The sequence below is a fragment of the Xanthomonas sp. NCPPB 2866 genome, assembly GCF_041475745.2.
Taxonomy (GTDB): Bacteria; Pseudomonadota; Gammaproteobacteria; order Xanthomonadales; family Xanthomonadaceae; genus Xanthomonas; species Xanthomonas arboricola.
On sequence record NZ_CM192975.1, the window covers coordinates 4,212,546 to 4,236,711 of the forward strand.

The following is a 24,166-nucleotide window of genomic DNA, read 5'->3' on the forward strand; positions in this document are numbered from 1 at the left end:
CCGTGAGACAGCGCAGTTGGAGCTGAATTGGTCAGAGAGCAGGCGCAGACCGGCGTGATTGCGCTTGATCGGGCCCGCTGCTGCGTGTGCTGGCATGTGCGCTGACCCGAACCTGGCGCTGCATTGCGGCGCGTCGATGTGCACCATGCGCAACCGCTGCCGCGATCATGCACGACCCCACGCCAGGCGCCGCACTCACGCCGCATCCTGCAAGCCCTGTTGCAGGCATTCCAGCAACCGGCTCAGCTTGGGCAGCAACTGGCGCGCGCGCATCCACACCAGATGCAGCGGCAGGCCTTCGGTATCGCATTGCGGCAGTACCGCGACCAGGCTGCCGCGCTGCAGATGCTGATCGATCAGCCAGGTCGGCAGCTGTGCGATACCCAACCCGGCCACCACCGCATCCACCTGTGCCTCGGCATTGCCGAACACCACCCGCGCGTCCATCGCACGCTGTTCCACCGGCCCTGCGCCATGCCGCAGCAACCACGGGCTACTGCTGCCGTCGGCCTTGCCGTAGAGCACCGCATCGTGCGCCAGCAAGGCGGCAATGCTGTCGGGCGTGCCGCGCTGCGCCAGATACTGCGGTGCGGCGCAGAACACGCGTTTTTCATGGCCCAGATAGCGGTGCCCCAGGCTGCTGTGCCACTGATCCGGACCGCCGATGCGCACCGCGATGTCGATGCCTTCTTCGGCCATGTCGACGAAGCGATCGGTGAACGAAATGACCGGCTGCAGGCCGGGATAACGCTGGAAGAATGGTAGCAACACCGGCAACACCTTGTGCCGGCCGAAGCTCACCGGCAGGTCCAGCCGCAGCCGGCCGGTGGGCGCCTGGCCTTCGGCGCGCAGCACGTGCTCGGCCTCCTCCAGCTCGTCGAGCACCTTGACGCAGACCCGGTAGAACGCCGCGCCTGCGTCGGTCAGCGCCAGCCGCCGGGTGGTGCGTGCGAACAGGCGCACGCCCAGACGCGTCTCCAGGCGTGCGATGGCTTTGCCCACTGCCGAGCTGGTCAGGCTGAGCCGCTCGGCGGCGGCCGTGAAGCTGCCGGCATCGGCGGCGCTGACGAAGATATCGATGCCTTTGACGCGTTCAGAGGGATGCATGGATACACATTCAAGAACTGAAGTCCGCAATGTACGGAAAATACTCCCGATATACGATCTTAATTCTTTCCTATGATGGCCGGCCCACACTGCGGCGCATGCCATGTCTGCTGTCGGCTCTACTTCCTCCCCCGTTTCCGCCACCGCGGCACCGGCCGCTGCTCGCAGCGGCCTGGCGATCTTCATCCTGGCGTTTGCCGCGTTCGCGATCGTCACCACCGAGTACCTTATCGTCGGGCTGCTGCCCGGCCTTGCACGCGACATGGAAATTTCCATCTCCGCGGCCGGCCAGCTGGTGACGTTATTCGCCTTCACCGTGATGCTGTTCGGCCCGCCGCTGACCGCGTGGCTGTCGCATCTGGATCGCAAGCGCCTGTTTGTCATGATCCTGCTGGTGTTTGCGGTCTCCAACGCGGTGGCCGCGCTGGCGCCCAATATCTGGGTGCTGGCCTTTGCCCGCTTCGTACCGGCGCTGGCGCTGCCGGTGTTCTGGGGAACCGCCAGCGAAACCGCCGGGCAACTGGCTGGGCCGCAGCACGCAGGGCGCGCCGTGTCGCGGGTGTATCTGGGCATTTCGGCGGCGCTGCTGTTCGGCATTCCGCTGGGCACGGTGGCCGCCAACAGCATCGGCTGGCGTGGCGCGTTCTGGATCCTGGCTGCCCTGTCGCTGGCGATGGCCGCGGCGCTGGCGCTCTGGATGCCGACCGTGGCCCGCAGCGAACGGGTGAATCTGCGTCAGCAGGCCGGCATCTTTGGCGAGCGCTTCTTCCTGGCCAATGTGATCCTGTCGGTGGTGGTCTTCACCGCCATGTTCACCGCCTACACCTATCTGGCCGACCTGCTGGAACGCAGCGTGGGTGTGCCGGCGGCGAATGTGGGCTGGTGGCTGATGGGCTTTGGCGCGATCGGCCTGATCGGCAACTGGCTGGGCGGGCGGGTGGTGGATCGCTCGCCGCTGCGTGCCACGGCGGTGTTCCTGCTGCTGCTCGCGCTGGGCATGGCCCTGTGCGTGCCGGTGGCCAAGACCGGCGTGCTGCTCTATCTGACCCTGGCGGTCTGGGGCATTGCCTACACCGCGCTGTTTCCGATCAGCCAGGTGCGGGTGATGAACTCGGTGACCCACTCGCAGGCGCTGGCCGGCACCACCAATGTGTCGGCGGCCAATGCCGGCATCGGCATCGGCGCCATCATCGGCGGGCTGGTGATTCCTGCCTGGGGGCTGGGCAGCATCGGCTATGTGGCCGCGGCGGTGGCGCTGCTGGGGGTGGTGCTGATTCCGTTGGTACATCGCGCCCGAGGCTGAGATGTCGCGTTGCGGGCCAGGCGCCCCTGGCCCGCAGCGTTGGTCGCGCTCGCTGCGCACGACCACGGGAGCGCAAGCCAGATACCGCTACAGATGGACTTGATCCTTGGGCGCTGCGCCTACTGGATCGCTGCGCTGCACGCTGCAATCGCACGCACACCCCCACACCAGGCCGGCTGAATGCCGCCCGGGCCGGCCTGCGCGGCCAAGCCCGCAGCTGCCGGGCAAAGCGCCGAACCGCGCAGCTTCCCGTGTAAAATGCGCGGTCTTTGACCGGAACAATGGCGAAAGCTTCTCCACGGGCGCCCCTGTCGGGCCCGGCGTTCATTCGCCTGCTTGCTCGCCTCACCGATGCCCACGTGGCCCAGTCCAACCATGCGCTCGCCGACCGGCTCAGCCAATGGATCGACTGGACGCGTGCGGTCGCCGTGTCCAAGGCGCTGGATGGCAAGCTGCCGGAGATCGACGCGCTGCCCGACACGCGCAGACTCGACACCGAGGCCTGCGCCCGCGTGCGCACCGGGCTGGCGACCAGCAGCGTGGTCGAGCTGGATGCCGTGCTCGCGCGCACGCGTCGTGATGCGCGCAGCGCCGCCGCTGTCGACATCGACGCAGCGGCAGCGCCGCCCGCGCTCGACTATGCCCCGTTCCGGCAGCACTACCTGGCGATGCAACGCGCGATGCGCACTGCCACCGGCGACCTGCGTGGCCGCCTGCGCGACATGCTGGCGCTGGAATCGGCGCCGATGGCGCGGCTGGCCGAGGTGGATGCGGTGATGGAGCTGACCTTGAGCCCGCGCGAGCAGACCCTGCTGAATCACGTGCCGAACCTGCTCGGCGCGCATTTCGAGCGCCTGCGCGATGCCGCGCAGGCGCAGAACCCGGCACCCGACGGCGAGGCCGCGCCACGCGCGCGCTCCGACGGCTGGCTGGATGTGTTTCGCAAAGACATGCAGAGCGTGTTGCTCGCCGAACTGGATGTCCGTTTTCACCCGATCGAAGGCCTGCTCGCAGCGCTTCGTACCCGCTAACTGGGACCTCATGTTCAGAACTCTCGTCCACCTGTGTGTGTTTGTCGTCGGCCTGTTGGCGGTTTGCTGGGTCGGCATCGGTTATCTGGGCTCCAATCCGCTCGGCGCCTGCGTCGCGGCAGTGATCGGCGCCTGTTATGTGGCCGGCGCGCTGGAGCTGTACCGCTATCGCCAGGCCAGCGCGACGCTGGATGCTGCCGTCACCGCATTGACCACCGCGCCATCGGCGTTGGGCGAATGGCTGGAGCGCCTGCATCCGAGCCTGCGCAATGCGGTGCGCCTGCGCATCAAGGGCGAGCGCGTGGCGTTGCCGGCACCGGTGCTGACGCCGTATCTGGTCGGCCTGCTGGTGTTGCTGGGCATGCTCGGCACCCTGCTCGGCATGATGGCCACGCTCAAGGGCACCGGCTTCGCATTGCAGAGCGCCACCGACCTGCAGGCCATCCGCGGCTCGCTGGCCGCACCGGTGGAAGGCCTGGCGTTTGCGTTCGGCACCTCGATCGCCGGCGTTGCAACCTCCGCAATGCTGGGGCTGTTGTCGGCGCTGTGCCGGCGCGAGCGGCTGCAGGCAGTGCAGCGGCTGGACCTGAAGATCGCCTCCGAGCTGCATCCGCATTCGGACGCGCATCAGCGTGGCGAAGTGTTCAAGTTGCAGCAGCAGCAAAGCGCACTGATGCCAACGCTGATCGATCGCCTGCAGACGCTGATGCACAGCATCGAGCAGCAGAGCATTGCCGCCGACGAACGCCTGGCCGCGCAGCAGGCCGAGTTCCACGCCCGGAGCGAGGCGGCCTATGCGCGCCTGGCCACGGCGATGCAGCAATCGCTGCAGAGCGGCGTGGCAGAAAGCGCACGCGCGGTGGGCGCGGCCTTGCAGCCGGCAATGGAAGCGACCATGACCAGCATCGCGCGCGACACTGCCGCCCTGCACGAGCGCCTCACCCACGCCGTGCATCAGCAACTGGACGGCATCACCAGCGGCTTCCAGCACAGCGCCAGTGCCGCAGCCGCGCACTGGACCAGCGCGCTCGCCGCACAGGAACGCGCGCAGCAAGCGCTCGACACGCGTCTGCAGACCACGCTGGAGCAAGTCACACAGCAGACCGCTGCCGTGCAGGACGGCGTTGGCACCGCCGTGCAGCAGCAGTTGCACGCGCTCAACGACGGCTTCCAGCACAGTGCGCAGACGGCCGCCGAGCACTGGCAGGCCGTGCTGGCCGCGCAGGACCGTGCGCAGCACGCGTTGACCGAGCAGTTGCAGACCACGTTGGCGCAGATCGATCAGCGCAGCATCGCGGTGCAGGATGGCGTGACCCACGCGGTGCAGCAGCAGTTGGCCGCGCTCAATGACGGATTCGAACGCAGCAACGCCGCCACGGCCGAGCACTGGGCCGCGGTGCTCGCCGAGCAGCAGCGCGCAGGCGCAGCGTTGAACGCGCAATTGCAGGCCACGCTCGCACAGCTCGCGCAGCAGAGCAGCGCACTGCAGGACGGCGTGCAGCAGGCCGTGCAGCAGCAACTCGATGGACTGAGCAGCGGCTTCGAAAGCAGCACAGCCGCTGCCGCCGCCACCTGGACCGCGGCGGTGGCCGAACAGCAACGTGCAAACCACGCGCTGACGCAGGAGCTGCAGGGCACGCTGACCCAGTTCGCCAGCACCTTCGACGCGCGCTCCAGCGCCCTGGTCGATGCGGTGTCCAGGCGCATGGATCAGTCCAGCAGCGAGACCGCCAGCGCCTGGAACGCCGCGCTGGCGCAGCAACAGGACGCCAGCGCCGCCTTGGCCGCCCAGCACCAGGGCGCACTGGCAGCCGCCACCGCCAGCTTCGACGCGCATGCCGCCGCCCTGGTCGGCACCCTGCAGCAATCGCACACCGAGCTGCAGGCCGCACTGGAAGCCCGCGACACCCAGCGCCTGGCGCTGTGGAGCGAGCGCTTCAGCGCGATGAGCGCAGACCTGAGCACGCAGTGGGAGCGCACCGGCGAACGCGTCACCCAGCAACAGCAGGCGATCTGCGACACCCTGGCCAGCACTGCCAGCGAGCTGTCCACGCAGGCGCAGGCACAGGCCAGTGCCACCATCAGCGAAGTGGCGCGCCTGATGCAGATCGCCTCCGAAGCGCCCAAGGCGGCCGCCGATGTGGTGGCCGAGCTGCGCCAGAACCTGTCCGAGAGCATGGTGCGCGACACCGCCATGCTGGAAGAACGCAGCAAGCTGCTCGCCACCCTGGACACCTTGCTCAACGCGGTCAATCACGCCTCCACCGAGCAACGCGCAGCGGTCGATGCGCTGGTCACCACCTCGGCCGACCTGCTGCAACGCGTGGGCACCCAGCTCACCGAGCAGATCGGCAGCGAGACCGGCAAGCTCGGCGCGGTGGCCGCACATGTCAGCGGCAGCGCGGTGGAAGTGGCCAGCCTGGGCGAAGCCTTCGGCGTGGCGGTGCAGCTGTTCAGCGGCTCCACCAGCGAACTCAACGAGCGCCTGCAGCATGTCGCCAGCGCACTGGATGCCTCGCTGGCCCGCAGCGACGACCAGCTGGCGTATTACGTGGCGCAGGCGCGCGAGGTGGTCGACCTCAGCATGCTGTCGCAGAAGCAGATCATCGAAGAACTGCGCCAGCTCGATCGCGGTCGCGGCGATGCCGGTGAGGCCGCTGCCGGCGAGGCCAGCGCGGCATGAGCGACGAGATCGACATCGACGGCGAATCGGGCACACCGATCTGGGCCGCCTTCGGCGACCTGATGTCGGTGCTGCTGGGCGCGTTCGTGCTGATCCTGGTCGGGGTGATCGGCGTGCAGCTGCAGCTATCCAGCCGCCTGGACGAAGAGGTCAAACAGCGTCAGGCCGAAGCGCAGCGCCGCAAGACGCTGGAGCAGGCACTGGCGGCGCCGCTGGCCGCCGGCCGCGTGACCCTGATCGACGGCCGCATCGGCATCCGCGGCAATGTGCTGTTCGCCTTCAATTCCGATCAGTTGCAGCCGGAAGGCCGCGAGGTGCTGAAGACGCTGGCCGCGCCGTTGACCGAATACCTGGCGGCACGCGAGGAGATCCTGATGGTCAGCGGCTTTACCGACGACCGCCCGGTGCTGGGCGGCAACCGTCGCTACGCCGACAACTGGGAACTGTCGGCCCAACGCGCACTCACGGTGACGCGTGCATTGATCGCCGAAGGCGTGCCCGCAGCATCGGTGTTTGCCGCAGCCTTCGGCTCGCAACAGCCGGTGGATTCCAATGCCGATGAAACGCGCCGCGCCAGGAACCGCCGTGTGGAGATCGCACCGATTGCGCGCCCGTCCACCTCGCGTGCGTCTTCTGCCGTCAAGCCGACAGCGGCCACAGGCACGCGATGAGCACGCAGGCGACATCCGCGCACGCGCGCCTGCAGCGCTGGCGCAGCCAGGGCGCCGACCGGCTGGACCCGGTACGTTTCCATTTGATGGAAACGCTGGCCGCGCGTGCCGGCACACAGGCCGAGCCAGTGCGCGAGGTGCTGGAAGAAAAGCTGGGCAAGCTGGTCGATGCGTACGCGGCGACGGTGAAGCAGGCCGCGCGCCGCCGCGTCGCCAGCGCTGCCGCACAGCCGTCGCAACGCAGCGCGCTTGGCGCGTTAGCCGACCGGATGGCAGGCCACGCCGCGTTGATGGAAGTGGACAGCAGAAAGACCGCCAGCGCCGATGCCACGCAGTTCCCCGAGCTGCCGGCGCTGGAGGATTTTCGCCGCACCTGGACCACGGTGCGCACCGCCAGCCAGGTGCGGCAGTCGCTGCAGGACGCCCCCAAGGACGCCGGCCCGCTCAATTCCAGCGTGCTGGTGCATCGCTGCATCAGCCTGATGCGCGAGTGCTCACCGGGCTATCTGCAGCACTTCCTCGGCTATGTCGATGCGCTGTCGTGGCTGGAACAGCTGCACAGCGGTGGCGCGTTGGCCAGCGAGGATGCCGCGCCGGTGGCGCCGGGCAAGAAGCGCAGCAAGCGTGCCCCCACGCGGCGCAGCTAGCGCAACCGGTCAGTCGCGCTGGTGCTGCACGCACATGGCCGTTGGCTGAAACCCGCCTGGCGCAGGTGTCCGGCATGATCGCAGCCAGTGCGCGGGTCGTTCGCATCCGCCCGACCGGCGCTGGCGCGGTCCATCAAACGCGCAGGGGCGACTGTCGCCAGTCGGTGTCGTCAGCCAGCGACGCAGCGTGGACAACGCAGGCGGAGGCGGAGGGTGAATCGCAGCTGCCGCTATGACGCAGGATCGGCGCTTGCATCAAAACGTGGCGCGCGCCCGAAGTCCTCGCGCGTAAACGGGCGGTCGCGGAACAGATAGCCGTAATAGAACGTCCGCAGTGCCTGGTGGTAGGCGCGGATGCGGTCCTGGTACGCCAGTTGCGCGCGCAGATCGGTGCCTGCCAGGCGCGTCAATGCAGCCTGCAACGCCACCGGCGGCAACACGCTGGCCACGCGCTGCGCCAGCGCCTCGCGCCGCTGCAAACCTTGGCGATACGCCCCGACCTGCGGGGCCACCTGTTGGTCGCCGTTTTCGTGGAAGGCGAAATACCACTTGTAGTGGAACGCGCCGGTCAGCGGCGCCGAGTCCGCCCACTGCGGGTTCTGCGCGTAGAAGGCCCGCATGGTGTGCTGGCGCGGAATGTCCCAGGCGTGGTTGACCGCCTCGCGCTGCAGCCGCGCGATCTCGCTGCCTTGGTTGACCGGCACTGCCTGATTGATCGCCACATGCGCCAACGCCGGTGCGACCAGCGCCAGCACCACCCAGCAGGTCGCCAGGGCGGTGGCATGCGCGGCCGGGCGCCAGTGGAGGCGCCCGACCAGCACCGACAGCAACACCCAGAACAGCAGATAGGCGCAGGTCATTGCCAGCACCGCGAGCTGCTGCAGCAGCGGCACCGCATTGAGGGTTGCGGCAATCACAAACGGCACACTCAGACACACCAGCACGGCAGCGGCGCGTACCGCCACGCGCCGCACCAGCAACGCGGTGCCCGCGCCCGGCAATGCGGCGAGCATGCGCGCACGCCCGGCCTCGCGCTCGCCCGAGCGCAGATCGAACAGCAGCGCGATCACGAACAACGGCAGCAGGAACACCAGCACGAAGGCGTAGTCGAAGCGCCCGGCCAATGCCAGCTCCGGGTTGTAGCTGTCGCCATCGTGGATCTGCGCTTCCAGGCCCAGCGCACGCACACGCAAAATGTACGGCGAGACATCGCGCATGCCCACCGCAGCAAATGCCAGTGGCGTGGGCACATCCCAGGTCGGATGGAAGCTGTAGTAGGCCGCGCTGCCGGCGTCGTTGGAGCGCGCCACATAGTCTTGCACCGCTGCGATGTCCTCCTGCTGCAGCGCTGCAATGTGCGCGATGTTGGCGCGTTGCGCAGCGATGAGGTGCTGGCCGGAGAGCAGGCTGCACACGGTCAACACCGCCAGCAACAGCAAGCCGGCCAGCGCGGCGCGTGCGCGCAGCAACAGCAGCAGTTCGTATTTCCACAGCAGCATCAGCGCGCCACTCCCACACGCCGGCCGGCCACCACCAGCATGCACAGCGCCGCCAGCAGCCAGGCACCGACCAGGCCGAGCGCCGCGCCTGCGGCGCGCAGCACCTCGGTGGTGGCCGGCGGCTGGAATGCGAACACCGGGATCGCATGCCAATGCGCGGAGGAGATGCGCTTGCGTTGGTCGGCACCGGCATCCTGCGCGGTGTCGTCGGCCATGCTCACCGCATCGGCCTGCAGCTGGTTGAGCTGCTGCACCAGCGTGTAGCGGTAATGCTCGGCCTGGGCGAGAAACCGCTCGTGCGCACGCAGGTCGGTTTCTGCCAGCGTCATCGACAGCTCGCGCAGCGCAACCGTGGGGCTCAGCAAGGCGAACGTGCGCACCAGCAGATGCTGTTGCTGCTGGATGGCCGAATCACGCGCCGCATAGCGCTCGAACAGGCTCGCGGTGAGCCGCTCGCCTTCCAGCGCCAGCAGGCCCTTGTAGTTGACAGGCAGCTCTTCCACCCGCTGCACGCCATAACGCGCCAGCGTCTGCTGCTTGAACTGCGCAAAGTGCGGGTCATCCGGGTTGTGGCTGTCGCCTAGCGTGCGCAGATCGCGCTGGATCGCCACATCGGTCTCCAGCCGCGTCGGCAGGCGGTGCGCCGCACTGGCCACATCCGGCGCCACGCGCGGCACCAGCAGGGCCAGCCACACCCACACCGCCAGCGACACCAGCAACGCATCGCGGCCACGCCGGCACAGCATCGACACCGACAGCACCAACGCGCACCACACCAGCAGATACACCGCATACGCCAGCACCAGCAGCGCAACCCGCAGCGCCTGACCCGGCAACGACGCGATCGGCAGTAACCCGACCAGGGCCGGCAACAGGCAGGCTGCGGCCACCACCGCGAGCGCGAGATATTTGCCACCGAACAGTTGCCCACGCGTGGCCCCCTGCAGCAACAGCGCGCGCAAGGTGCCGGTCTCCTGCTCGCGCGCCACCGCGCCATAGCCGAGAAACACCAGCAGCAGCGGCGCCAGCACCTGCAACACGAACGCCGGGGTGAGCTGGCCGAAGCGCACCAGCAGCGAGCTCTGACGCACATCGCCAAAGTTGGCGGTGTTCTGGCGATGGCCTTCCAGGAACATGCTGTTGCCGGTGAACGCGTCCACGCCGGCATCGAAGGCGGCCAGCGCCGGCAACGGGCGATAGATGAAGTGGCCGTAATGCACCACCCGATGCGGGTGGCGGTCCGGCTGCGCTTCGAAGGCCTGCTGCGCGGCCAATTGCTGGCGTGTGCGGAACTCGGCCACCTCGCGCTGATGATGCGCGGCGGTCAATGCCGCCACCAGCGTGAGCAGCATCAGCAGCACCACACCGATGGCAGCGGAACGGTTGCGCGCCATGAAACGCAGTTCCTCGCGCGCGACCAACAGCACAGGACTCATGCGGCCCGATCCTGCGCACGCGCAAAACGCGCATGCAAGCTGCGCACGTCGAAGCCGCTGTCGCCGGCACCGATCTCTTCGGCAATGCGCCCGTGTTCCAGGAACCCGATCCGATCGGCGACATCCACTGCGCCGAGCAGGTCGTGGGTCACCATCAACACCGCGCCCCCGCGCTCACGCACGCTGCTCACCAAGCGGTTGAAGTCACCAATGGCGCGCGGGTCCAGGCCGGAGGTGGGCTCGTCCAACAGCAACACCGGCACCTGGCGCAGCGTGGCCACCGCAATCGCCACCTTCTGGCGCATGCCCTTGGAAAACCCCGCCAGCCGCTGGCGCCAGGCCTCACGCTGCAGACCGGCGGCGGCCAGCGCCTGGCCGATCTCGGCCTGGCTGCGGCGCTGGCCGGCCAGTGCGAGCAGGTAGTCGGCATTTTCCAGCGCACTCAGGTGCTCGTAGAGCGCCACGTTTTCCGGCAGATAGGCCAGCCGCGCACGTGCGCCGCCAGGGTCGGCGACCGGGTCGATGCCATCGACCCGCAGGCTGCCGGAGGTGGGTTTGACAAAGCCGAGCAAGCTGGAAAGCGTGGAGGACTTGCCGGCGCCATTGCCGCCCAGCAAGGCGTAGACACTGCCGGCGGCAACCTGCAGATCCAGCCCCTGCAGCACGGCGCGGTCGCGGTAGGCCACGTGCAGGTTGCTGATTGAGATGGCAGGGACGGCTTGAGAACTGGAAAGCATGGCAAGGCAATGGATTAACGAAATGATACGTTATCACATTGCGTTCGACGCCTGCAGGGGACCGGGCGACGCCGCGCAAGCGCCCGCCGGAGAGGCGAACGCGTGGTGCGATCCCGCTTGGACGACAGCACCACAGGAAGCAGGCTGGCCGCTGCGGCTGCGCGACCGTCGACGCGAACGCGGTCCGTCAAATGTTACTGTATTACGCAAATATCCTGCGGGTTGCTGCAGTGCCGGAGTAGGAACTCCCTGCACCGCGCGACCCGCGCCCAGGGACCAGCCCTCCGACGCACGCAGCCTGGTGCAACGCGTCGACGCGGCATCGCGCCGTCGAACGCCGCCGCCGGTGCGGCCACCCAGGAGCAGCAAGCCTTGCCACGTTCTCCCTGCAATCGAGATCCCGTACGTCCCACATGACTTCCGATACGCGCCCCTCTGCCCCGCACGCCTCGCCCCCTCCCGCACCCGCTTCCGGCAACGCCGCCGGACCTGCCAGCCGCAGCACCACACGTGCCGCCGCCGGTCTGCTCGCCGCAACCCTGTTCAGCGCCGCACAGGCCAGCGCGCAGTCCATCGACACTAGCGCGCCGCTGCCACCGGTACGTGCCTGGCATGGGGCCAGCGAGGCGTTGATCGTCACACCGGACGATCCGTGGAGCACCCCGGCAGAGCGCAACGATTTCGCCAGCACGCCCAGCTATGACGAGACGCGCGCGTGGCTGGAACGCCTGGTCGCCGCCTCGCCGCTGCTGTCGCTGGAGGTGTTCGGCAAGAGCAGCGAGGGCCGCGACCTGCTGCTGGTCCGCGCGCACAAGGGCGCGCCCGGCAAGCCGGTGGTGCTGGCGCAGGCCGGCATCCACGCCGGCGAGATCGATGGCAAGGATGCCGGCCTGATGCTGCTGCGCGATATCGCGCAACGCGGCAAGGACCACCTGCTCGACCAGGTGGATCTGGTGTTCGTACCGATCTTCAATGCCGACGGTCATGAGCAGCGCGGCCCACTGATCGGCGCCGCATTGCGCGGCCCACAGCAGATGGGCTGGAACACCACCACGCGCGGCATCAATCTCAACCGCGACTACCTCACCCTGGAAGCGCCGGAAACGCGCGCGATGGTCGCGTTGCTGCATCGCCTGGATCCGGCGCTCTATATCGACCTGCATGTCAGCGGTGGGCTGGATCACCAGTACGACATCACCTTTACCTTCGCCGGCTGGGGCACCTATGCACGCTCGCGCGCCACCGCCGACTGGCTGCAGCAACGCTTCACGCCGGCGGTGAACAGCGCATTGCGCAAACAGGGCCACGAACCGGCCATCTACCCGAGCCTGATCGACGAAAACGAGCCGCGCTCGGGCCTGCGTTACGCGCCGGAAGGCCCGCGCTATTCCACCGGGTATGGCGACTTTGCCGGCATCCCCACCGTGCTGGTGGAGAACCATCGCCTGAAGTCGTACCGGCAGCGCGTGCTGGGCGACTATGTGCTGCTGGAAGCAGCACTGCGCGTGGTTGCCCGCGATGCAGGCAACATCGATGCGGCCAAGCGCGCCGATCGCGCCGCCCGCCCGCAGGAACTGATGGTGGCCTGGGAACGCCTGCAACAGCCGATCGCCCAGGTGCCGTTCAAGGGCGTGAGCTACACCCGCGCGTTGTCGCCGGTGTCCGGGCGGCAGGAACTGCGCTGGGAGGGCCGCGATGAAACCTGGACCATGCCGGTGATCGGCTATCGCCAGACCCAGGCGGTGCGCTACCCGCTCGCCTGGTGGATCCCGCCCGGCAACGACGATGTGGTGGAACTGCTCAAGGCGCACGGCATCACTTACGAACGCCTGCAGCAGCCGCGCCAGCTCCAGGTGCAGCAGATCCGCGTCGTGAAGGATGCCGGCACGCAAACGCCGCACGCCGAGCCCGTGGAAGAAACCTTCGCCGCCGGCAGCGTCCGCGTGCCTGCCGATCAACCGATGCGCATGCTGGCGGCCGCGTTGCTGGAGCCGCAGAGCAGCGACTCGTTGCTGGCCAGCGGGCGTTTCCGCAATGCCGGCAGCCCCGACAGCGGCTTGTACGGCGCCGAGTTGGTGGACTTCAGCGAGCGCGTGCTGCGCAGCGACGCCGCCCTGCGCGCCGCCTTCGAACGCAAGCTCGCAGACGATGCCGCATTCCGCGCCGATGGCGATGCGCGGCTGCAATGGATCTATGCGCGCTCGCCGTATGCGGCGATCAACGGCTGGCGTTATCCGGTGCGGCGCCAGCTGGCGGAGTGACCCTGCGCATTGCCGATTGCACGCTGTGGGATCGGCAATGCGGCTTGAGCCTCTTTCGTATCGCGCATTGCGCAAGGCCAGTGGCAACGGCAACGGCAACGGCAACCGCAACCGCAACCGCATCGGCATCGGCATCGGCATCGATACCGGCAGCAACGTCGCTTGCATGCCGGCAGACAGGACGCTTCACCACGCACTGCGCACTCCATCATGCGTGCGTGCCCTCGTGTCTGGCGTGCACGACCACGACCACATCAGCCACGCCACGCAGCGCGCTCAGCGCAGCGCCGGCGCTTCCACTGGCGCATGCTCGGCCATCAACGCACTCACCCACTCGATGAACACACGCAGCTTGGCACTGACATGCCGGTTGGGCGGGAACGCGATCGACAGCGGCATCGGCTCCATCCGCCAGTCCTCGAACAGCGGCACCAGTTCGCCACTGGCCACGTGCGCCCTGGCCATGTACACCGGCAACCACAGCACGCCCATGCCGGCCAGCCCGGCGGCCAGATAGGCATTGCCGTCGTCGGACGCCACCACGTAACGCCCTTGTAGATGCACCGCCTCGCTGCCGCGCTGCATGACATAGGGCACGGTCTTGCTGCTGCGCCAGCGCATGAAGCCGACACAGCGATGCCGGGTGTTTTCCAGCTCGCGCGGATGTGCCGGCATGCCCAGCCGCTGCAGATATGCCGGCGCCGCGTACACGCCCGCCTGCAGGTCGCCCACGCGGCGCGCGATCAGCGACTGATCGGTGATGGTGCCGCCACGCACCACGCAATCCACGTGCTCGCCGATCAGGTCCACGCGGCGATCGCTCACGCCCATGTCCAGCTGGATATCCGGATAACGCGCATGAAAGGCCGGCAGTGCTGGCATCAGGATCAGGCGCGCCAGCGGGCTGGGCACATCCACGCGCAGGCGCCCGCGCGGCAGCGCCGATGCATCGGACAGGCTGGTCTCGGCATCGTCCATGTCCGCCAGCAGCCGCAGCACGCGTTCGTAGTACGCCGCGCCATCGGCGGTGACACGCACCTGCCGCGTGGTGCGGTTGAGCAGCCTCACGCGCAGGCGTGCCTCCAGCTGCTGCACCAGCTGGGTCACGCTGGCCCGGCTCATGTGCAAGGTCTCGGCCGCCTTGGTGAAGCTACCGGTCTCCACCACCCGCGCAAACGCCTGCATCGCGTCGAACCGGTCCATCGCCACTCCCGACCCCAAGATTGTTTGGATTCTACAAACAGTGCTGCTCGCCATCGCCGATTTATCGCGCGCAGGCAAGCACCTACGCTGCCTGCCTGTTCCGATTCGCCACCCGATGGAGGTCACCATGGCAACACGTGAGGCAGTTTTTCCGCAGGGGCGGCACGCGCTGTACGAGCGCCACCGCTATTCGCCGGCAGTCCGCGCCGATGGCTTGCTGTTCGTCGCCGGCCAGGTCGGCAGCCGCGACGACGGCTCGCCGGAGCCGGAGCTGGAGGCAGAGATCGCCCGTGCCTTCGCCAATCTCGATGCCATCCTCGCCGCAGCCGGCTGCAGCACACAGGACGTCGTCGACGTCACGCTGTTCATGCTCGACCCCGACGTGGTGTTCGAGGCCATGTGGGACAAATGGGTGAGCTACTGGGGCCCGGCGCCCTACCCCACCGTCACCGCAGTGGGCGTGACCTGGCTGGCGGGCTTCCGGTTCGAGATCAAGGTCGTGGTGAAACTCCCGACACGGCAGCAGTAAACGTTTCCAGTAACTTGCCGGCTGTATCTCGTTGCGTCTGCATGCAGCCGAAGCAAATCTTTGTTGGCCGCATCGCACTGGCGATAAGTAACTGGCGCGCCCACGCGAAATAATTCAAAGACCGCCACGCCTGGCTCGCCAGTGCATGGCGTTTTTTTTGCGTGCGCACTTCGGAGCAAACGCCTCTTTGTCGATTTCCCCCGGGAAAAATTCGGTTTTTTGCTTACCTCGCCCTTCACCGGCTGCGCTACTCATCGGCAGGCCTGCGATGCGGACGATTATGTCCGCCGATATTCATCCCAGCTGTTTCAAACACCTAAATCGTGCGCCTCGATAGGGCAAAACTATCGTCAGATTCTTGTGGCGCTTTGCTTTCTTAACCGGTTTTTCCAAGTTGTAAAAATCTCGCTAAAGCAATGATGCAGACGGCCGCTACCGCAATCCAGGGCGTTGCGACGCTCATTACCGTTCTGCCCGCGCGCCTCCCATGGCGCTGCGTCCATCACCCACTCAGCCGAGATTCTCAATGAAATTGACCGTCAAGCTTCTCAGTGGCGCCATCGCCCTGGCGTCGTCGACCTGCGCCTACGCGCAGCAGGACTCGATGTTTTCCTTCAGCGGCTTCGGCACGCTGGGCGTGGTGCATTCGACCGAGGACCAGGCCGACTTCACGCCCGACATCCAGACCGTGGAAGGTGCCGGTGCCAGCCACTCCACCTCGGCACGTCCGGACTCGCGTATCGCCGGCCAGGTCAATGCCAACTTCACCGACAAGTTCACCGGCGTGTTGCAGGTGACCAGTGAGTACGCCGAACGCGGCGATTACGATCCCAAGGTCACGCTGGCGCATGTGAAGTATCAGTTCGGCCCGCAGTTCGCCGCGCGCCTGGGCCGCATCACTGCGCCGCTGTACATGCTGTCCGAGTACCAGCGCGTCGGTTACGCCACCCCGTGGGTGCGTCCGCCGTACGAGGTCTACAACTACCTGCTGCCGATGGACGGCGTCGAAGGCGTGTACACCATCAACGCCGGCGAGAGTGTGGTCAGCGTGCAGGGTTTCTACGGCCGCATCGATTCGAAGAAGGCCGATGTGTACGCCATGCGCGGCCTGGCGCTGGGCCTGGAATCGGGTGCGTCCACGTTCCGCGCCGCCTACATCGTGGGCACCACCGATTTCGATACACCGTCGCTGGAGCGCCTGTTCTCGGTCTATCAGCGCATCAATCCCGCACTGGCCGATCGCCTGACCACCTATGGCGTGGACGGCAGTTTTGCCAGCCTGGGTTACGCCTACGATCCGGGCAGCTGGTTTCTGCGCAGCGAAGTGATCCGCGCCGATTACTCGCCCTCGCTCAACGGCAAGACCACCTCCGGTTACCTCAGTGTCGGCGGTCGCTTCGGCACGCTGACGCCGTCGATCACCTATGCCAACGTCGATCGCAAGGGCCCGACCATCGCGGCCGGCCAGGATCCGGTCGGCGTGATGACGCGCGCACTGGCGCAGGCCGAGAGCGGCCGTCACAGCTTTACCGCATCGCTGCGTTGGGACGCGCGTGAAAGCGTCGCGTTCAAGCTGCAGGCCAGCCACATCAATAACAACGCGGGCTCGTTCGGATCGTTGAACAACATCCAGCCGGGCTTCCGTCCGGGCGGCAGCTACAACCTGCTGTCGGCCTCCGTCGACTTCGTGTTCTAAGAGAGCCCCCATGACCATTTCCAAGTGTTTTGCAGTCTCCCTGCTTGCCGCGTTGTCGCTGAGCGCGTTCTGCGCCAATGCCGATGTCGTGGTGGTGATGTCGGCCAAGGGCGGCCCGGACAGCCTCAGCGCCGCGCAGGTGTCGCAGATCTTCCTGGCCAAATCCAACAGCCTGCCCGGTGGCGGCGCGGCGGTGCCGATCGATCAGGAAGAAGGCGTCGCCACCCGCGATGAGTTCTACAAGAAAGTGGCCTCACGCGACGCGGCACAGCTGAAGTCGTATTGGTCGCAGCTGATGTTCACCGGCAAGGCGCAGCGTCCCAAGCGTGTCAGTGGCGACGATGCGGTCAAGAAGGCCGTTGCCGCCACGCCCGGCGCCATCGGTTACATCAGCGCCAGCGCAGTCGACGCCAGCGTCAAGGTCGTCCTGAAGCCGTGACCCGCCACCTGCTCGAGACTCAAGTCATGAGACGCATCCTGTCGCTACCGTTGTTCTGGAAAATCCTGATGCCGGCCGCGGTGGCGATCCTTTGCCTATCGAGCTATGTGGCCTTCAGTACGCTGGTCTTTCACCGCAACAACGACCGCCTGGAAGCGGTACGCGACGTGCATTTTCCGATGCTCGACGCCATGACACGCAACGTGGCTGCGCTGGACAAGCTCATCAACGGGCTCAACGGCGCCGCTGCCGCCGGCGATGCCGACATGTTGGCGGCCACCAAGCCGGTGGCCGACGAGATCCACGCCTCCTACGTGAAACTGCAGAAATCCGATCCTGCCAATGCGACGGAGCTGGCACGCCTGGGCAAGGAGTTCGATCAGTACTACAGCCTGGCGCACGGCGTGGCCGCCGCGTTCGTGGAACAGCGCGAACCCGATGCGGCGCAGATGAGCGCCATGGCACCGGCACTGGAAACCTATCGCACCACCCTGACCGCCATGCAGAAGCGTGCCGATGCACGCTTCCGCGGCACCGTGCAGGAAGCGGTGGACAGCTCGGTGGCGGCAAGCATCGGCGGGCTGGTGCTGGGCCTGGTCGGTGCGGTGCTGTGCATCGCCTTCGGCTGGATCGTCGCACGCGCCATCACCCAGCCGCTGAACCGTGCGGTGGGCATTGCGCATGCGGTGTCGTCGGGCAAGCTGGACAACAGCATCTCGATCGACCGCAACGACGAGGTCGGCCAGCTGCTGCAGGCGATGGACAGCATGCAGCGCCAGCTGCGTCGCGTGATCCAGGCGCAGACCGACATGGGCGACAAGCATGAAGCCGGCATGGTCAGTCACCGTATCGCCGAGCAGGAATTCCCCGGCGAATTCGGCAGCATGGTGCGGGCCAGCAACGCGCTGGTGTCCAGCCATATCGCGGTGACGATGCAGATCGTCGCATTGACCGAGCGCTATGCCGCCGGCGACCTGTCGCAGCAGCTGGAGCCGCTGCCGGGCGAGAAGGCGGTGATCAGTCAATCGATCAACGATGTGCGGGCCAGCCTGTTGTCGATCAATGGCGAGATCAAGCGGCTGGCATCGGCGGCGGCGGCAGGCGACTTCAGCGCGCGTGGCGACGAGACCGCGTTCGAGCATGATTTCCGCCAGATCGTGGTGGACCTCAATCACCTGATGAGCAGCTCGGACCAGAGCCTGGGCGCGGTGTCGCAAGTGTTGCAGGCGATTGCGAGCGGCGACCTGACCACGCGCATGCACGGCGACTTTGCCGGCGTGTTCGCGCGCATGCGCGACGATGCCAACACCACGGTGGACCGCCTGACCGACATCGTCGGGCGCATCCAGCATTCCTCGTCGGAGATCGATACTGCGGCCGGTGAAATTGCCGCCGGCAATCAGGACCTGTCGCGGCGTACCGAACAGCAGGCGGCCAGCCTGGAAGAAACCGCCGCCTCGATGGAGGAACTCACCTCCACCGTCAAGCAGAACGCCGAGCATGCGCGACAGGCCAACGAACTGGCACGCAATGCAGCCGGTGTGGCCTCCAAGGGCGGCGAGGTGGTCAGCCAGGTCGTCGGCACCATGTCGGGCATCGAAACCTCCTCGAAGAAGATCGCCGAGATCATCAGCGTCATCGATGGCATCGCGTTCCAGACCAATATCCTGGCCTTGAACGCGGCGGTGGAAGCCGCCCGTGCCGGCGAACAGGGCCGCGGCTTTGCGGTGGTGGCCTCGGAAGTGCGCACGCTTGCGCAGCGTTCGTCCGCTGCGGCCAAGGAGATCAAGGAGCTGATCGACGCCTCGGTGGGCAAGGTGGCCGAAGGCTCGGTGCTGGTGCACAAGGCCGGCACCACCATGACCGAGATCGTCGCCAGCGTGAATCGGGTCACCGACATCATGGGTGAGATCACCGCCGCATCCAGCGAGCAATCGGCCGGCATCGAACAGGTCAACCAGACGGTGATCCAGATGGACGAAACCACCCAGCAGAATGCAGCGCTGGTGGAGGAAGCGATGGCCGCAGCACGGGCGATGGAAAAGCAGTCCAGCACCCTGACCCAGCTGGTCTCGTTGTTCCAGCTGCAGCCTGCCAGCGCACCGCAACTGGAAAGAGAGGTCGCATAGTCGACCGAGCGGATCGTCTCGCGACGTATCCGATGCCCTCTTCTGCATTGAATGCAGAAGGGGGCTTTTTTGTGCCCACCGGTGGCGAACGCAGCGCAGGCCTGGCACCGTCTCAAGGCGAGCCGCGCACATCCTGCGCCGATGACCGGCCCTGCGGTGTTCGCGACTGCACTCCCACGGTTGTCCATCTGACCACGGGTGCCGGCATACCCCGACCTCCACGCGGGCGGTTGTCCGACAGCAGCAACCGCGCTCTGCTGATGGCGCAGCTATGCGTCATCGCAAAAACCCTGGCGCGGAAGCACATCCGCACGCTCCAGGCATAACCAGGGGCTTATCGCCTGTCAGCCCGTATGCCGCCCAATGCGCGAGACCGGTCACAGTTTTGCCGGAAAAACTGACGCGACTGCACATTCCTCACGCCTACGTCACCACCAAGCAACATTTGCATGCGATAGCTGTCGCGCTCGCTAAAAAGGCGAGCCAACTGTCCCCCTTCCAGCGCGCGTTCCGCTGAGCGTCGATCTGCCCCCCGGCAGCCGGCGGTGGCGTCGTGCGTCCGATTGATTTTCCAGGAGATTCACTGCCCATGCGCTTCCGGACTTTCTTCGCCGTTCTGCTGTTCACCGCTGCCAGTGCCAGCGCAAACGCCCAGGTCGTCACCCTCAACAAGGGCGGCTACACCTTGCGCTACGACTGCACCAACCACACCGCGTTGCGCTACGAGTACGTGCTGCAGGCCGATACCGGCTCGGCCGCGCGCCCGTCCAGTTTCAATCTGGACACCGAACTGCCCAGCGGCTGCGCCGGCCAGACCTCCACCGCCTCCTACGCCAGCGTGCGCACCGGCTACGATCGCGGGCACCTGGTGACCTCCAACCACATGGACTACAACGCGACCTACATCCGTCGCGCCAACCTGATGTCCAACATCGTGCCGCAGGTGTCCAGCTTCAACCAGGGCATCTGGGTACGCGCCGAGAACGTGGCCGAGTGTTACCGCGACATCGCCAGCGTGCAGGTCTACGGCGGTGTGATCTACAGCGACACGACCAACGATTACTTCCTGAGCAGCCACGGCATCCGCACCCCGGACTTCTTCTGGAAGACGATCATCACCGCCAACCCGGGCGGCGGCACCCGCGCGATCAGCTGGCTGATTCCCAACAGCGCCAACCTCGGTTCGCTGGACAGCTACATCGTCAGCATCGACGAACTGGAAGACCTCTACGGCGCCAGCACCATCGGCATCACCGCACCAGCCGCCGTCAAGGCCATGCTGCCCGCCACCACCTGGCCGCAGCCGAGCAATTGCGACCTGGGCTGAGGCCGGCTGCCCGCTTCTCCAGCCACGTCGATCAAGGGCGGCTGACACCCATGTTGCGAGCAGTCGTCAGGTGGGTACGAACGGCGCCTCCGGCACCGGAGTGTCCGAATGGCCCTGCCGATGTCGGGCACCGGCCGTGCCCATCTGGCGCTGAGCGCAGCAGCTTGCTCAGCCGCTCTACATCGCTGGGCGGTTGATCCAGCAGACAAGGCCCGGGATTCCCGGGCCTTGTCGTTGCAGGCAGCACCACGCCTGGCCCGCTGCAACGCGCACTCAGGCCTCGGGCGCGGCAAGCGCCGCAAACCAGTCCGCGTATGGCGTGTTCTTGACCAGATGCCGATTGAAGTCTTTGGCACCATCGCTCCACCACACCGGGCCGCGCTCTCCCAGCGCCGTCTTGGCACGATCGACCGCCGCACGCGCTGCAGCCAGCCGCCCGGCATCCTCGTCGCGCTTGGCCGCCTTGACCGCGCGTCGCGCGTCCATCAAGGCGCCGACCAGCCCGGCACGCACGTCTTCGCGCAGATGTGGGTTGGCGGTACGCCAGAGCCGGCCACGCACGATCAGATACCGGCCATCGGGCGTGGTGACGGGCGCAGCGGCGGCAGCCGTCATTGCCAATGCACTCGCCAACAACCAAGTAACGTCGTGCAGACCAAGCCGCGCCTACTCGACCCGCGCAAAGCGGGGACGCGCAACGCCGTCCACCTTGACCTGCTCGACGAACATCGCATACGGCCGCACCCACAGACCGACCTCGCTGTCCAACGGGCGATAGAGCACCAGCGGGGCCAGCGTTTCGCTGCAACGCACGACGCCGAGCACGTCATAACGGCCGCCCTTGAAGTGGCGGTACTGGCCCAACGCGATGTTGGGCAATGGCGACAGGGAGGTGTCCATGGATGTCACAGGATGGGCAATCCGCAAGTCTAGGCAGCATGGCCGGCCACAGCCAGCACATGCCGCGCAACCGGTGCCCTCTGCCGGGTTCAGCGTTGCACGGCCGCGTGCAACGCTGCCACGCGCTTACTGGTCGTCGTCTTCGTCTTCGTCGTCTTCCGCGCCCAGATCGTCATCGTCCTCGACCGGGTCTTCGATGCCATCGTCGTCATCGATCTCGCTGTCCTGTGCAGGCCCTTCCTGAATCGGTGTGTTGTCGCTGCCCGGTGCCTTGATGCCATTGGGCGGGGTCGGATCGTCTACGCCGCGGTTGCCGTTTTCGTCGTTGCTCATGGTCTGCTCCAGCGGTAAAAGACCGCACGGCCACCCTCCTCCCGCCGATGTGACGCGCACGTGTGTCCTGCACGATGGCAGCGCGCCCGTGCGGCCACGCGTGAGGCGAACGAGCGCGACTGCATCCGGCCGGCGCCTGTGGCCGTAGTGATGAGAACGCCCACGGAGTCACCCGCATGCCGAGCCTGATCTGCGACCTGAAAGACCTGCTCGCCGCCTGGAAGGCCGAAGCCGGAACCTTCGATGCCTGCAACATGCCCGCCTCCGCGCTGGCCTTCCGCGACTGCCATCGTCGCCTGTCCGCGCTGCTGGACGACCATGCGCGCCACGCGGCGGCGCCGACGGCCGCGCTGGCTGCGCACGAGCAGCCGGGCTCAGTGCCCCAGCTGCAGGCGCGCGCCATCGCGTCGATGGGTTCCTAAGGTTTCGATCAGCGTGTCGCTGGCCTGATTCACGCCGATTACCTCGACCTCGGCGCCGTGCGCGCGCAGCTTGAGCACCACCCGATCCAGCGCCGCCACCGCGCTGATGTCCCAGAAGTGCGCGTGGCTCAGATCGATCAGCACCTTCGGCGGCGTGCCCGGGAAATCGAAGCTGGCCACGAACTGCCCGGCCGATGCAAAGAACACCTGGCCGCGCACCGCATACACGCGCACTCCGTCGTCACGCTCGCTGGCCTGCACCTGCAACATGCGCCCGACCTTGCGCGCAAAGAACAGCGCCGACAGCAGCACCCCGGCCAGCACGCCGCGGGCCAGATCGTGCGTCCATACCGTGACCATGACGGTGCCCAGCATCACCACCGACGAACTCCCCGGGTGCGTGCGCAGATCGCGTAGCGAGCTCCAGCTGAAGGTGCCGATGCTGACCATGATCATCACCGCCACCAACGCCGCCATCGGGATCTGGCGCACCCAGGGCGCGCCATACACCACCATCAGCAGCAGGACGACACCGGCCACCAGGCACGACAAACGCCCGCGCCCGCCCGAGCGCACATTGATCACCGATTGCCCGATCATCGCGCAGCCGGCCATGCCACCGAAGCACCCGGCCAGTAGGTTCGCCAGCCCCTGCCCTGCACATTCGCGGTTGCGCTGCGACGGGGTGTCGGTGAGGTCTTCGACAATCTGCGCGGTCATCAACGACTCCAGCAGGCCCACCACGGCCAGCGTCGTCGACACCGGCAGCAGGATGCGCACGCTGTCCCACGTCAGCGGTACGTCCGGTAGCAGGAACACCGGCAGGCTGTCGGGCAGACGGCCCATGTCGCCCACGCTGCGGATGTCGATGTGCCAGTACGCGCACACCGCCGTCAGCACCACGATGGCGACCAGCGGCGAGGGAATCGCCGTGGTGAAGCGCGGCAGCAGATAGATGATGGCCAGGCCCGCTGCACACACCGCATGCACCGGCCATGGCATGCCGACCAGCTCCGGCAACTGCGCCAGGAAGATCAGGATCGCCAACGCATTGACGAAGCCGGTGATCACCGAGCGCGAAACAAAGCGCATCAATGCGCCCAGGCGCAATGCCGCGGCGATCAGCTGCAGCACGCCGGCCAGCACGGTGGCCGCCAGCAGGTACTGCAGGCCGTGGTCCTTGACCAGGTCCACCATCAACAACGCCATTGCGCCGGTGGCGGCCGAAATCATGCCGGGCCGGCCACCGGCGATCGAGGTCACCACCGCAATGCAGAATGCCGCGTACAGCCCGACCTTGGGGTCGACGCCGGCAATGATCGAAAAGGCAATGGCTTCGGGAATCAGCGCAAGCGCGACCACGATGCCGGCGAGCACATCGCCACGCACGTTGCCGAGCCATTGCTGGCGCAACGAGAAAACTCTGGACATTGAAACGACTCCGCGCACCGGCAAACACACGGCGCGAATACATGAACGTCAAACACCTGGACCTTCGCAGCAACTGCGAGCGCGTGATGCCTTAGGTCAGGGTGGTGTCATGTGTCGGAGGAAATCGCTCTGGACGAGGCTGCATGCTAACGCGCTGAGGTCGGTCTGCACAACCCGATGGCGCGCTGCTGCACACGCGCGTCGAGCCGAGCAACGCTGCCAATGCATGAGCAACATCAACGCACAGGCCGCTGGAAGCTGCGTGCTGGCATCGCATGCTGCCGCTGGCGAGGGCAAGCTGCATGCGTCGCGGGCGCACGGCGTTGCGTGAGACACCGTCTGCACGCGGTAGATCTACCGGGCCAGCATGCGCCCCGTCGCT

General features: G+C 66.9%; 21 protein-coding genes and 1 other RNA gene. 12 read left to right on the forward strand and 10 right to left on the reverse strand.

Going from position 1 to position 24,166, the window contains the following annotated elements; all coding sequences use genetic code 11:
- Window positions 1-195: 195 nt before the first annotated feature.
- Window positions 196-1,107, reverse strand: coding sequence for a LysR family transcriptional regulator (locus tag ACCQ04_RS17845; RefSeq protein ID WP_024938482.1), 912 nt, complete (start codon window positions 1,105-1,107; stop codon window positions 196-198).
- A gap of 103 nt (window positions 1,108-1,210) precedes the next feature.
- On the opposite strand from ACCQ04_RS17845, the gene ACCQ04_RS17850 reads away from it, so the two are divergent.
- From ACCQ04_RS17850 to ACCQ04_RS17870, 5 genes are all read left to right on the forward strand, one after another.
- Complete coding sequence (locus ACCQ04_RS17850) at window positions 1,211-2,410, forward strand: MFS transporter (RefSeq protein WP_372358583.1); 1,200 nt, start codon at window positions 1,211-1,213, stop codon at window positions 2,408-2,410.
- Between the two features lie 281 nt (window positions 2,411-2,691).
- Window positions 2,692-3,441 carry a DUF3348 domain-containing protein gene (locus ACCQ04_RS17855; protein WP_372358584.1) on the forward strand — a complete coding sequence of 250 codons (750 nt, stop codon included), beginning with the start codon at window positions 2,692-2,694 and terminating at the stop codon, window positions 3,439-3,441.
- 10 nt (window positions 3,442-3,451) lie between these two features.
- Window positions 3,452-6,124, forward strand: a complete 2,673-nt coding sequence (locus ACCQ04_RS17860) for a DUF802 domain-containing protein (protein WP_372358585.1) — start codon at window positions 3,452-3,454, stop codon at window positions 6,122-6,124.
- The gene (locus ACCQ04_RS17865; RefSeq protein ID WP_065032939.1) at window positions 6,121-6,795 is read left to right on the forward strand and encodes an OmpA family protein; all 675 of its coding nucleotides are present in this window, start codon (window positions 6,121-6,123) and stop codon (window positions 6,793-6,795) included. Before ACCQ04_RS17860 ends, ACCQ04_RS17865 begins: the two co-directional genes overlap by 4 nt.
- Window positions 6,792-7,442 carry a DUF2894 domain-containing protein gene (locus ACCQ04_RS17870; protein WP_065032940.1) on the forward strand — a complete coding sequence of 217 codons (651 nt, stop codon included), beginning with the start codon at window positions 6,792-6,794 and terminating at the stop codon, window positions 7,440-7,442. Before ACCQ04_RS17865 ends, ACCQ04_RS17870 begins: the two co-directional genes overlap by 4 nt.
- Window positions 7,443-7,672: 230 nt before the next feature.
- Here ACCQ04_RS17870 and ACCQ04_RS17875 read toward each other — a convergent pair whose 3' ends face one another.
- From ACCQ04_RS17875 to ACCQ04_RS17885, 3 genes are read right to left on the reverse strand one after another with little or no spacing between them, the layout of a single operon-like run.
- The gene (locus tag ACCQ04_RS17875; protein WP_372358586.1) at window positions 7,673-8,941 is read right to left on the reverse strand and encodes a DUF3526 domain-containing protein; all 1,269 of its coding nucleotides are present in this window, start codon (window positions 8,939-8,941) and stop codon (window positions 7,673-7,675) included.
- Complete coding sequence (locus ACCQ04_RS17880; protein ID WP_372358587.1) at window positions 8,941-10,377, reverse strand: ABC transporter permease; 1,437 nt, start codon at window positions 10,375-10,377, stop codon at window positions 8,941-8,943. The genes ACCQ04_RS17875 and ACCQ04_RS17880 overlap by 1 nt, the downstream gene beginning before the upstream one ends.
- Complete coding sequence (locus tag ACCQ04_RS17885) at window positions 10,374-11,114, reverse strand: ABC transporter ATP-binding protein (RefSeq protein ID WP_184551759.1); 741 nt, start codon at window positions 11,112-11,114, stop codon at window positions 10,374-10,376. Before ACCQ04_RS17885 ends, ACCQ04_RS17880 begins: the two co-directional genes overlap by 4 nt.
- Before the next feature lie 413 nt (window positions 11,115-11,527).
- Here ACCQ04_RS17885 and ACCQ04_RS17890 point away from each other — a divergent pair, with 413 nt between their 5' ends.
- A complete protein-coding gene (locus tag ACCQ04_RS17890; protein ID WP_372358588.1) occupies window positions 11,528-13,375 on the forward strand; it encodes a M14 family metallopeptidase in 1,848 nt (615 codons plus the stop codon).
- 276 nt (window positions 13,376-13,651) lie between these two features.
- Here ACCQ04_RS17890 and ACCQ04_RS17895 read toward each other — a convergent pair whose 3' ends face one another.
- Complete coding sequence (locus ACCQ04_RS17895) at window positions 13,652-14,578, reverse strand: LysR family transcriptional regulator (RefSeq protein ID WP_372358589.1); 927 nt, start codon at window positions 14,576-14,578, stop codon at window positions 13,652-13,654.
- Window positions 14,579-14,705: 127 nt separating this feature from the next.
- Between ACCQ04_RS17895 and ACCQ04_RS17900 the strand changes: the two genes are divergently transcribed.
- The 5 genes from ACCQ04_RS17900 (at window position 14,706) to ACCQ04_RS17920 (ending at window position 20,698) form a co-directional block, all read left to right on the forward strand.
- A complete protein-coding gene (locus ACCQ04_RS17900) occupies window positions 14,706-15,107 on the forward strand; it encodes a Rid family hydrolase (protein ID WP_126966576.1) in 402 nt (133 codons plus the stop codon).
- Window positions 15,108-15,633: 526 nt separating this feature from the next.
- Window positions 15,634-16,803, forward strand: a complete 1,170-nt coding sequence (locus ACCQ04_RS17905) for a hypothetical protein (protein ID WP_372358590.1) — start codon at window positions 15,634-15,636, stop codon at window positions 16,801-16,803.
- A gap of 10 nt (window positions 16,804-16,813) precedes the next feature.
- Window positions 16,814-17,242: a type 2 periplasmic-binding domain-containing protein gene (locus ACCQ04_RS17910; protein WP_024938495.1), complete on the forward strand. Its 429-nt coding sequence runs from the start codon at window positions 16,814-16,816 to the stop codon at window positions 17,240-17,242.
- Window positions 17,239-19,371 carry a methyl-accepting chemotaxis protein gene (locus ACCQ04_RS17915; RefSeq protein WP_372358591.1) on the forward strand — a complete coding sequence of 711 codons (2,133 nt, stop codon included), beginning with the start codon at window positions 17,239-17,241 and terminating at the stop codon, window positions 19,369-19,371. Before ACCQ04_RS17910 ends, ACCQ04_RS17915 begins: the two co-directional genes overlap by 4 nt.
- Window positions 19,372-19,960: 589 nt before the next feature.
- Complete coding sequence (locus ACCQ04_RS17920; RefSeq protein WP_039518674.1) at window positions 19,961-20,698, forward strand: DNA/RNA non-specific endonuclease; 738 nt, start codon at window positions 19,961-19,963, stop codon at window positions 20,696-20,698.
- Between the two features lie 39 nt (window positions 20,699-20,737).
- On the opposite strand, the gene ACCQ04_RS17925 is transcribed toward ACCQ04_RS17920, so the two are convergent.
- The 4 genes from ACCQ04_RS17925 to ACCQ04_RS17940 all read right to left on the reverse strand — a co-directional run bounded on the left by ACCQ04_RS17925 (window position 20,738) and on the right by ACCQ04_RS17940 (window position 21,931).
- Window positions 20,738-20,814: non-coding RNA, sX9 sRNA (locus ACCQ04_RS17925), on the reverse strand.
- Window positions 20,815-20,971: 157 nt separating this feature from the next.
- Window positions 20,972-21,313 carry a hypothetical protein gene (locus ACCQ04_RS17930; RefSeq protein ID WP_039525078.1) on the reverse strand — a complete coding sequence of 114 codons (342 nt, stop codon included), beginning with the start codon at window positions 21,311-21,313 and terminating at the stop codon, window positions 20,972-20,974.
- A 51-nt stretch (window positions 21,314-21,364) separates the two neighbouring features.
- A complete protein-coding gene (locus tag ACCQ04_RS17935; RefSeq protein ID WP_226427521.1) occupies window positions 21,365-21,598 on the reverse strand; it encodes a DUF1653 domain-containing protein in 234 nt (77 codons plus the stop codon).
- 126 nt (window positions 21,599-21,724) lie between these two features.
- Window positions 21,725-21,931, reverse strand: a complete 207-nt coding sequence (locus ACCQ04_RS17940; protein ID WP_024938500.1) for a hypothetical protein — start codon at window positions 21,929-21,931, stop codon at window positions 21,725-21,727.
- Between the two features lie 176 nt (window positions 21,932-22,107).
- On the opposite strand from ACCQ04_RS17940, the gene ACCQ04_RS17945 reads away from it, so the two are divergent.
- Complete coding sequence (locus ACCQ04_RS17945; protein WP_226427522.1) at window positions 22,108-22,353, forward strand: hypothetical protein; 246 nt, start codon at window positions 22,108-22,110, stop codon at window positions 22,351-22,353.
- Here the strand turns inward: ACCQ04_RS17945 and ACCQ04_RS17950 are convergent.
- On the reverse strand, window positions 22,306-23,784 hold the full coding sequence (locus ACCQ04_RS17950) for a SulP family inorganic anion transporter (protein ID WP_226427523.1): 1,479 nt from the start codon (window positions 23,782-23,784) through the stop codon (window positions 22,306-22,308). The two genes, ACCQ04_RS17945 and ACCQ04_RS17950, sit on opposite strands and share 48 nt — an antisense overlap.
- Window positions 23,785-24,166 lie beyond the last annotated feature (382 nt).

Bases quoted from the DNA above. Each gene is read 5' to 3' on its own strand.
- ACCQ04_RS17845 (WP_024938482.1), bottom strand. From the start codon at position 1,107: ATGCATCCCTCTGAACGCGTCAAAGGCATCGATATCTTCGTCAGCGCC.
- ACCQ04_RS17850 (WP_372358583.1), top strand. From the start codon at position 1,211: ATGTCTGCTGTCGGCTCTACTTCCTCCCCCGTTTCCGCCACCGCGGCA.
- ACCQ04_RS17855 (WP_372358584.1), top strand. From the start codon at position 2,692: ATGGCGAAAGCTTCTCCACGGGCGCCCCTGTCGGGCCCGGCGTTCATT.
- ACCQ04_RS17860 (WP_372358585.1), top strand. From the start codon at position 3,452: ATGTTCAGAACTCTCGTCCACCTGTGTGTGTTTGTCGTCGGCCTGTTG.
- ACCQ04_RS17865 (WP_065032939.1), top strand. From the start codon at position 6,121: ATGAGCGACGAGATCGACATCGACGGCGAATCGGGCACACCGATCTGG.
- ACCQ04_RS17870 (WP_065032940.1), top strand. From the start codon at position 6,792: ATGAGCACGCAGGCGACATCCGCGCACGCGCGCCTGCAGCGCTGGCGC.
- ACCQ04_RS17875 (WP_372358586.1), bottom strand. From the start codon at position 8,941: ATGCTGCTGTGGAAATACGAACTGCTGCTGTTGCTGCGCGCACGCGCC.
- ACCQ04_RS17880 (WP_372358587.1), bottom strand. From the start codon at position 10,377: ATGAGTCCTGTGCTGTTGGTCGCGCGCGAGGAACTGCGTTTCATGGCG.
- ACCQ04_RS17885 (WP_184551759.1), bottom strand. From the start codon at position 11,114: ATGCTTTCCAGTTCTCAAGCCGTCCCTGCCATCTCAATCAGCAACCTG.
- ACCQ04_RS17890 (WP_372358588.1), top strand. From the start codon at position 11,528: ATGACTTCCGATACGCGCCCCTCTGCCCCGCACGCCTCGCCCCCTCCC.
- ACCQ04_RS17895 (WP_372358589.1), bottom strand. From the start codon at position 14,578: ATGGACCGGTTCGACGCGATGCAGGCGTTTGCGCGGGTGGTGGAGACC.
- ACCQ04_RS17900 (WP_126966576.1), top strand. From the start codon at position 14,706: ATGGCAACACGTGAGGCAGTTTTTCCGCAGGGGCGGCACGCGCTGTAC.
- ACCQ04_RS17905 (WP_372358590.1), top strand. From the start codon at position 15,634: ATGAAATTGACCGTCAAGCTTCTCAGTGGCGCCATCGCCCTGGCGTCG.
- ACCQ04_RS17910 (WP_024938495.1), top strand. From the start codon at position 16,814: ATGACCATTTCCAAGTGTTTTGCAGTCTCCCTGCTTGCCGCGTTGTCG.
- ACCQ04_RS17920 (WP_039518674.1), top strand. From the start codon at position 19,961: ATGCGCTTCCGGACTTTCTTCGCCGTTCTGCTGTTCACCGCTGCCAGT.
- ACCQ04_RS17930 (WP_039525078.1), bottom strand. From the start codon at position 21,313: ATGACGGCTGCCGCCGCTGCGCCCGTCACCACGCCCGATGGCCGGTAT.
- ACCQ04_RS17935 (WP_226427521.1), bottom strand. From the start codon at position 21,598: ATGGACACCTCCCTGTCGCCATTGCCCAACATCGCGTTGGGCCAGTAC.
- ACCQ04_RS17940 (WP_024938500.1), bottom strand. From the start codon at position 21,931: ATGAGCAACGACGAAAACGGCAACCGCGGCGTAGACGATCCGACCCCG.
- ACCQ04_RS17945 (WP_226427522.1), top strand. From the start codon at position 22,108: ATGCCGAGCCTGATCTGCGACCTGAAAGACCTGCTCGCCGCCTGGAAG.
- ACCQ04_RS17950 (WP_226427523.1), bottom strand. From the start codon at position 23,784: ATGTCCAGAGTTTTCTCGTTGCGCCAGCAATGGCTCGGCAACGTGCGT.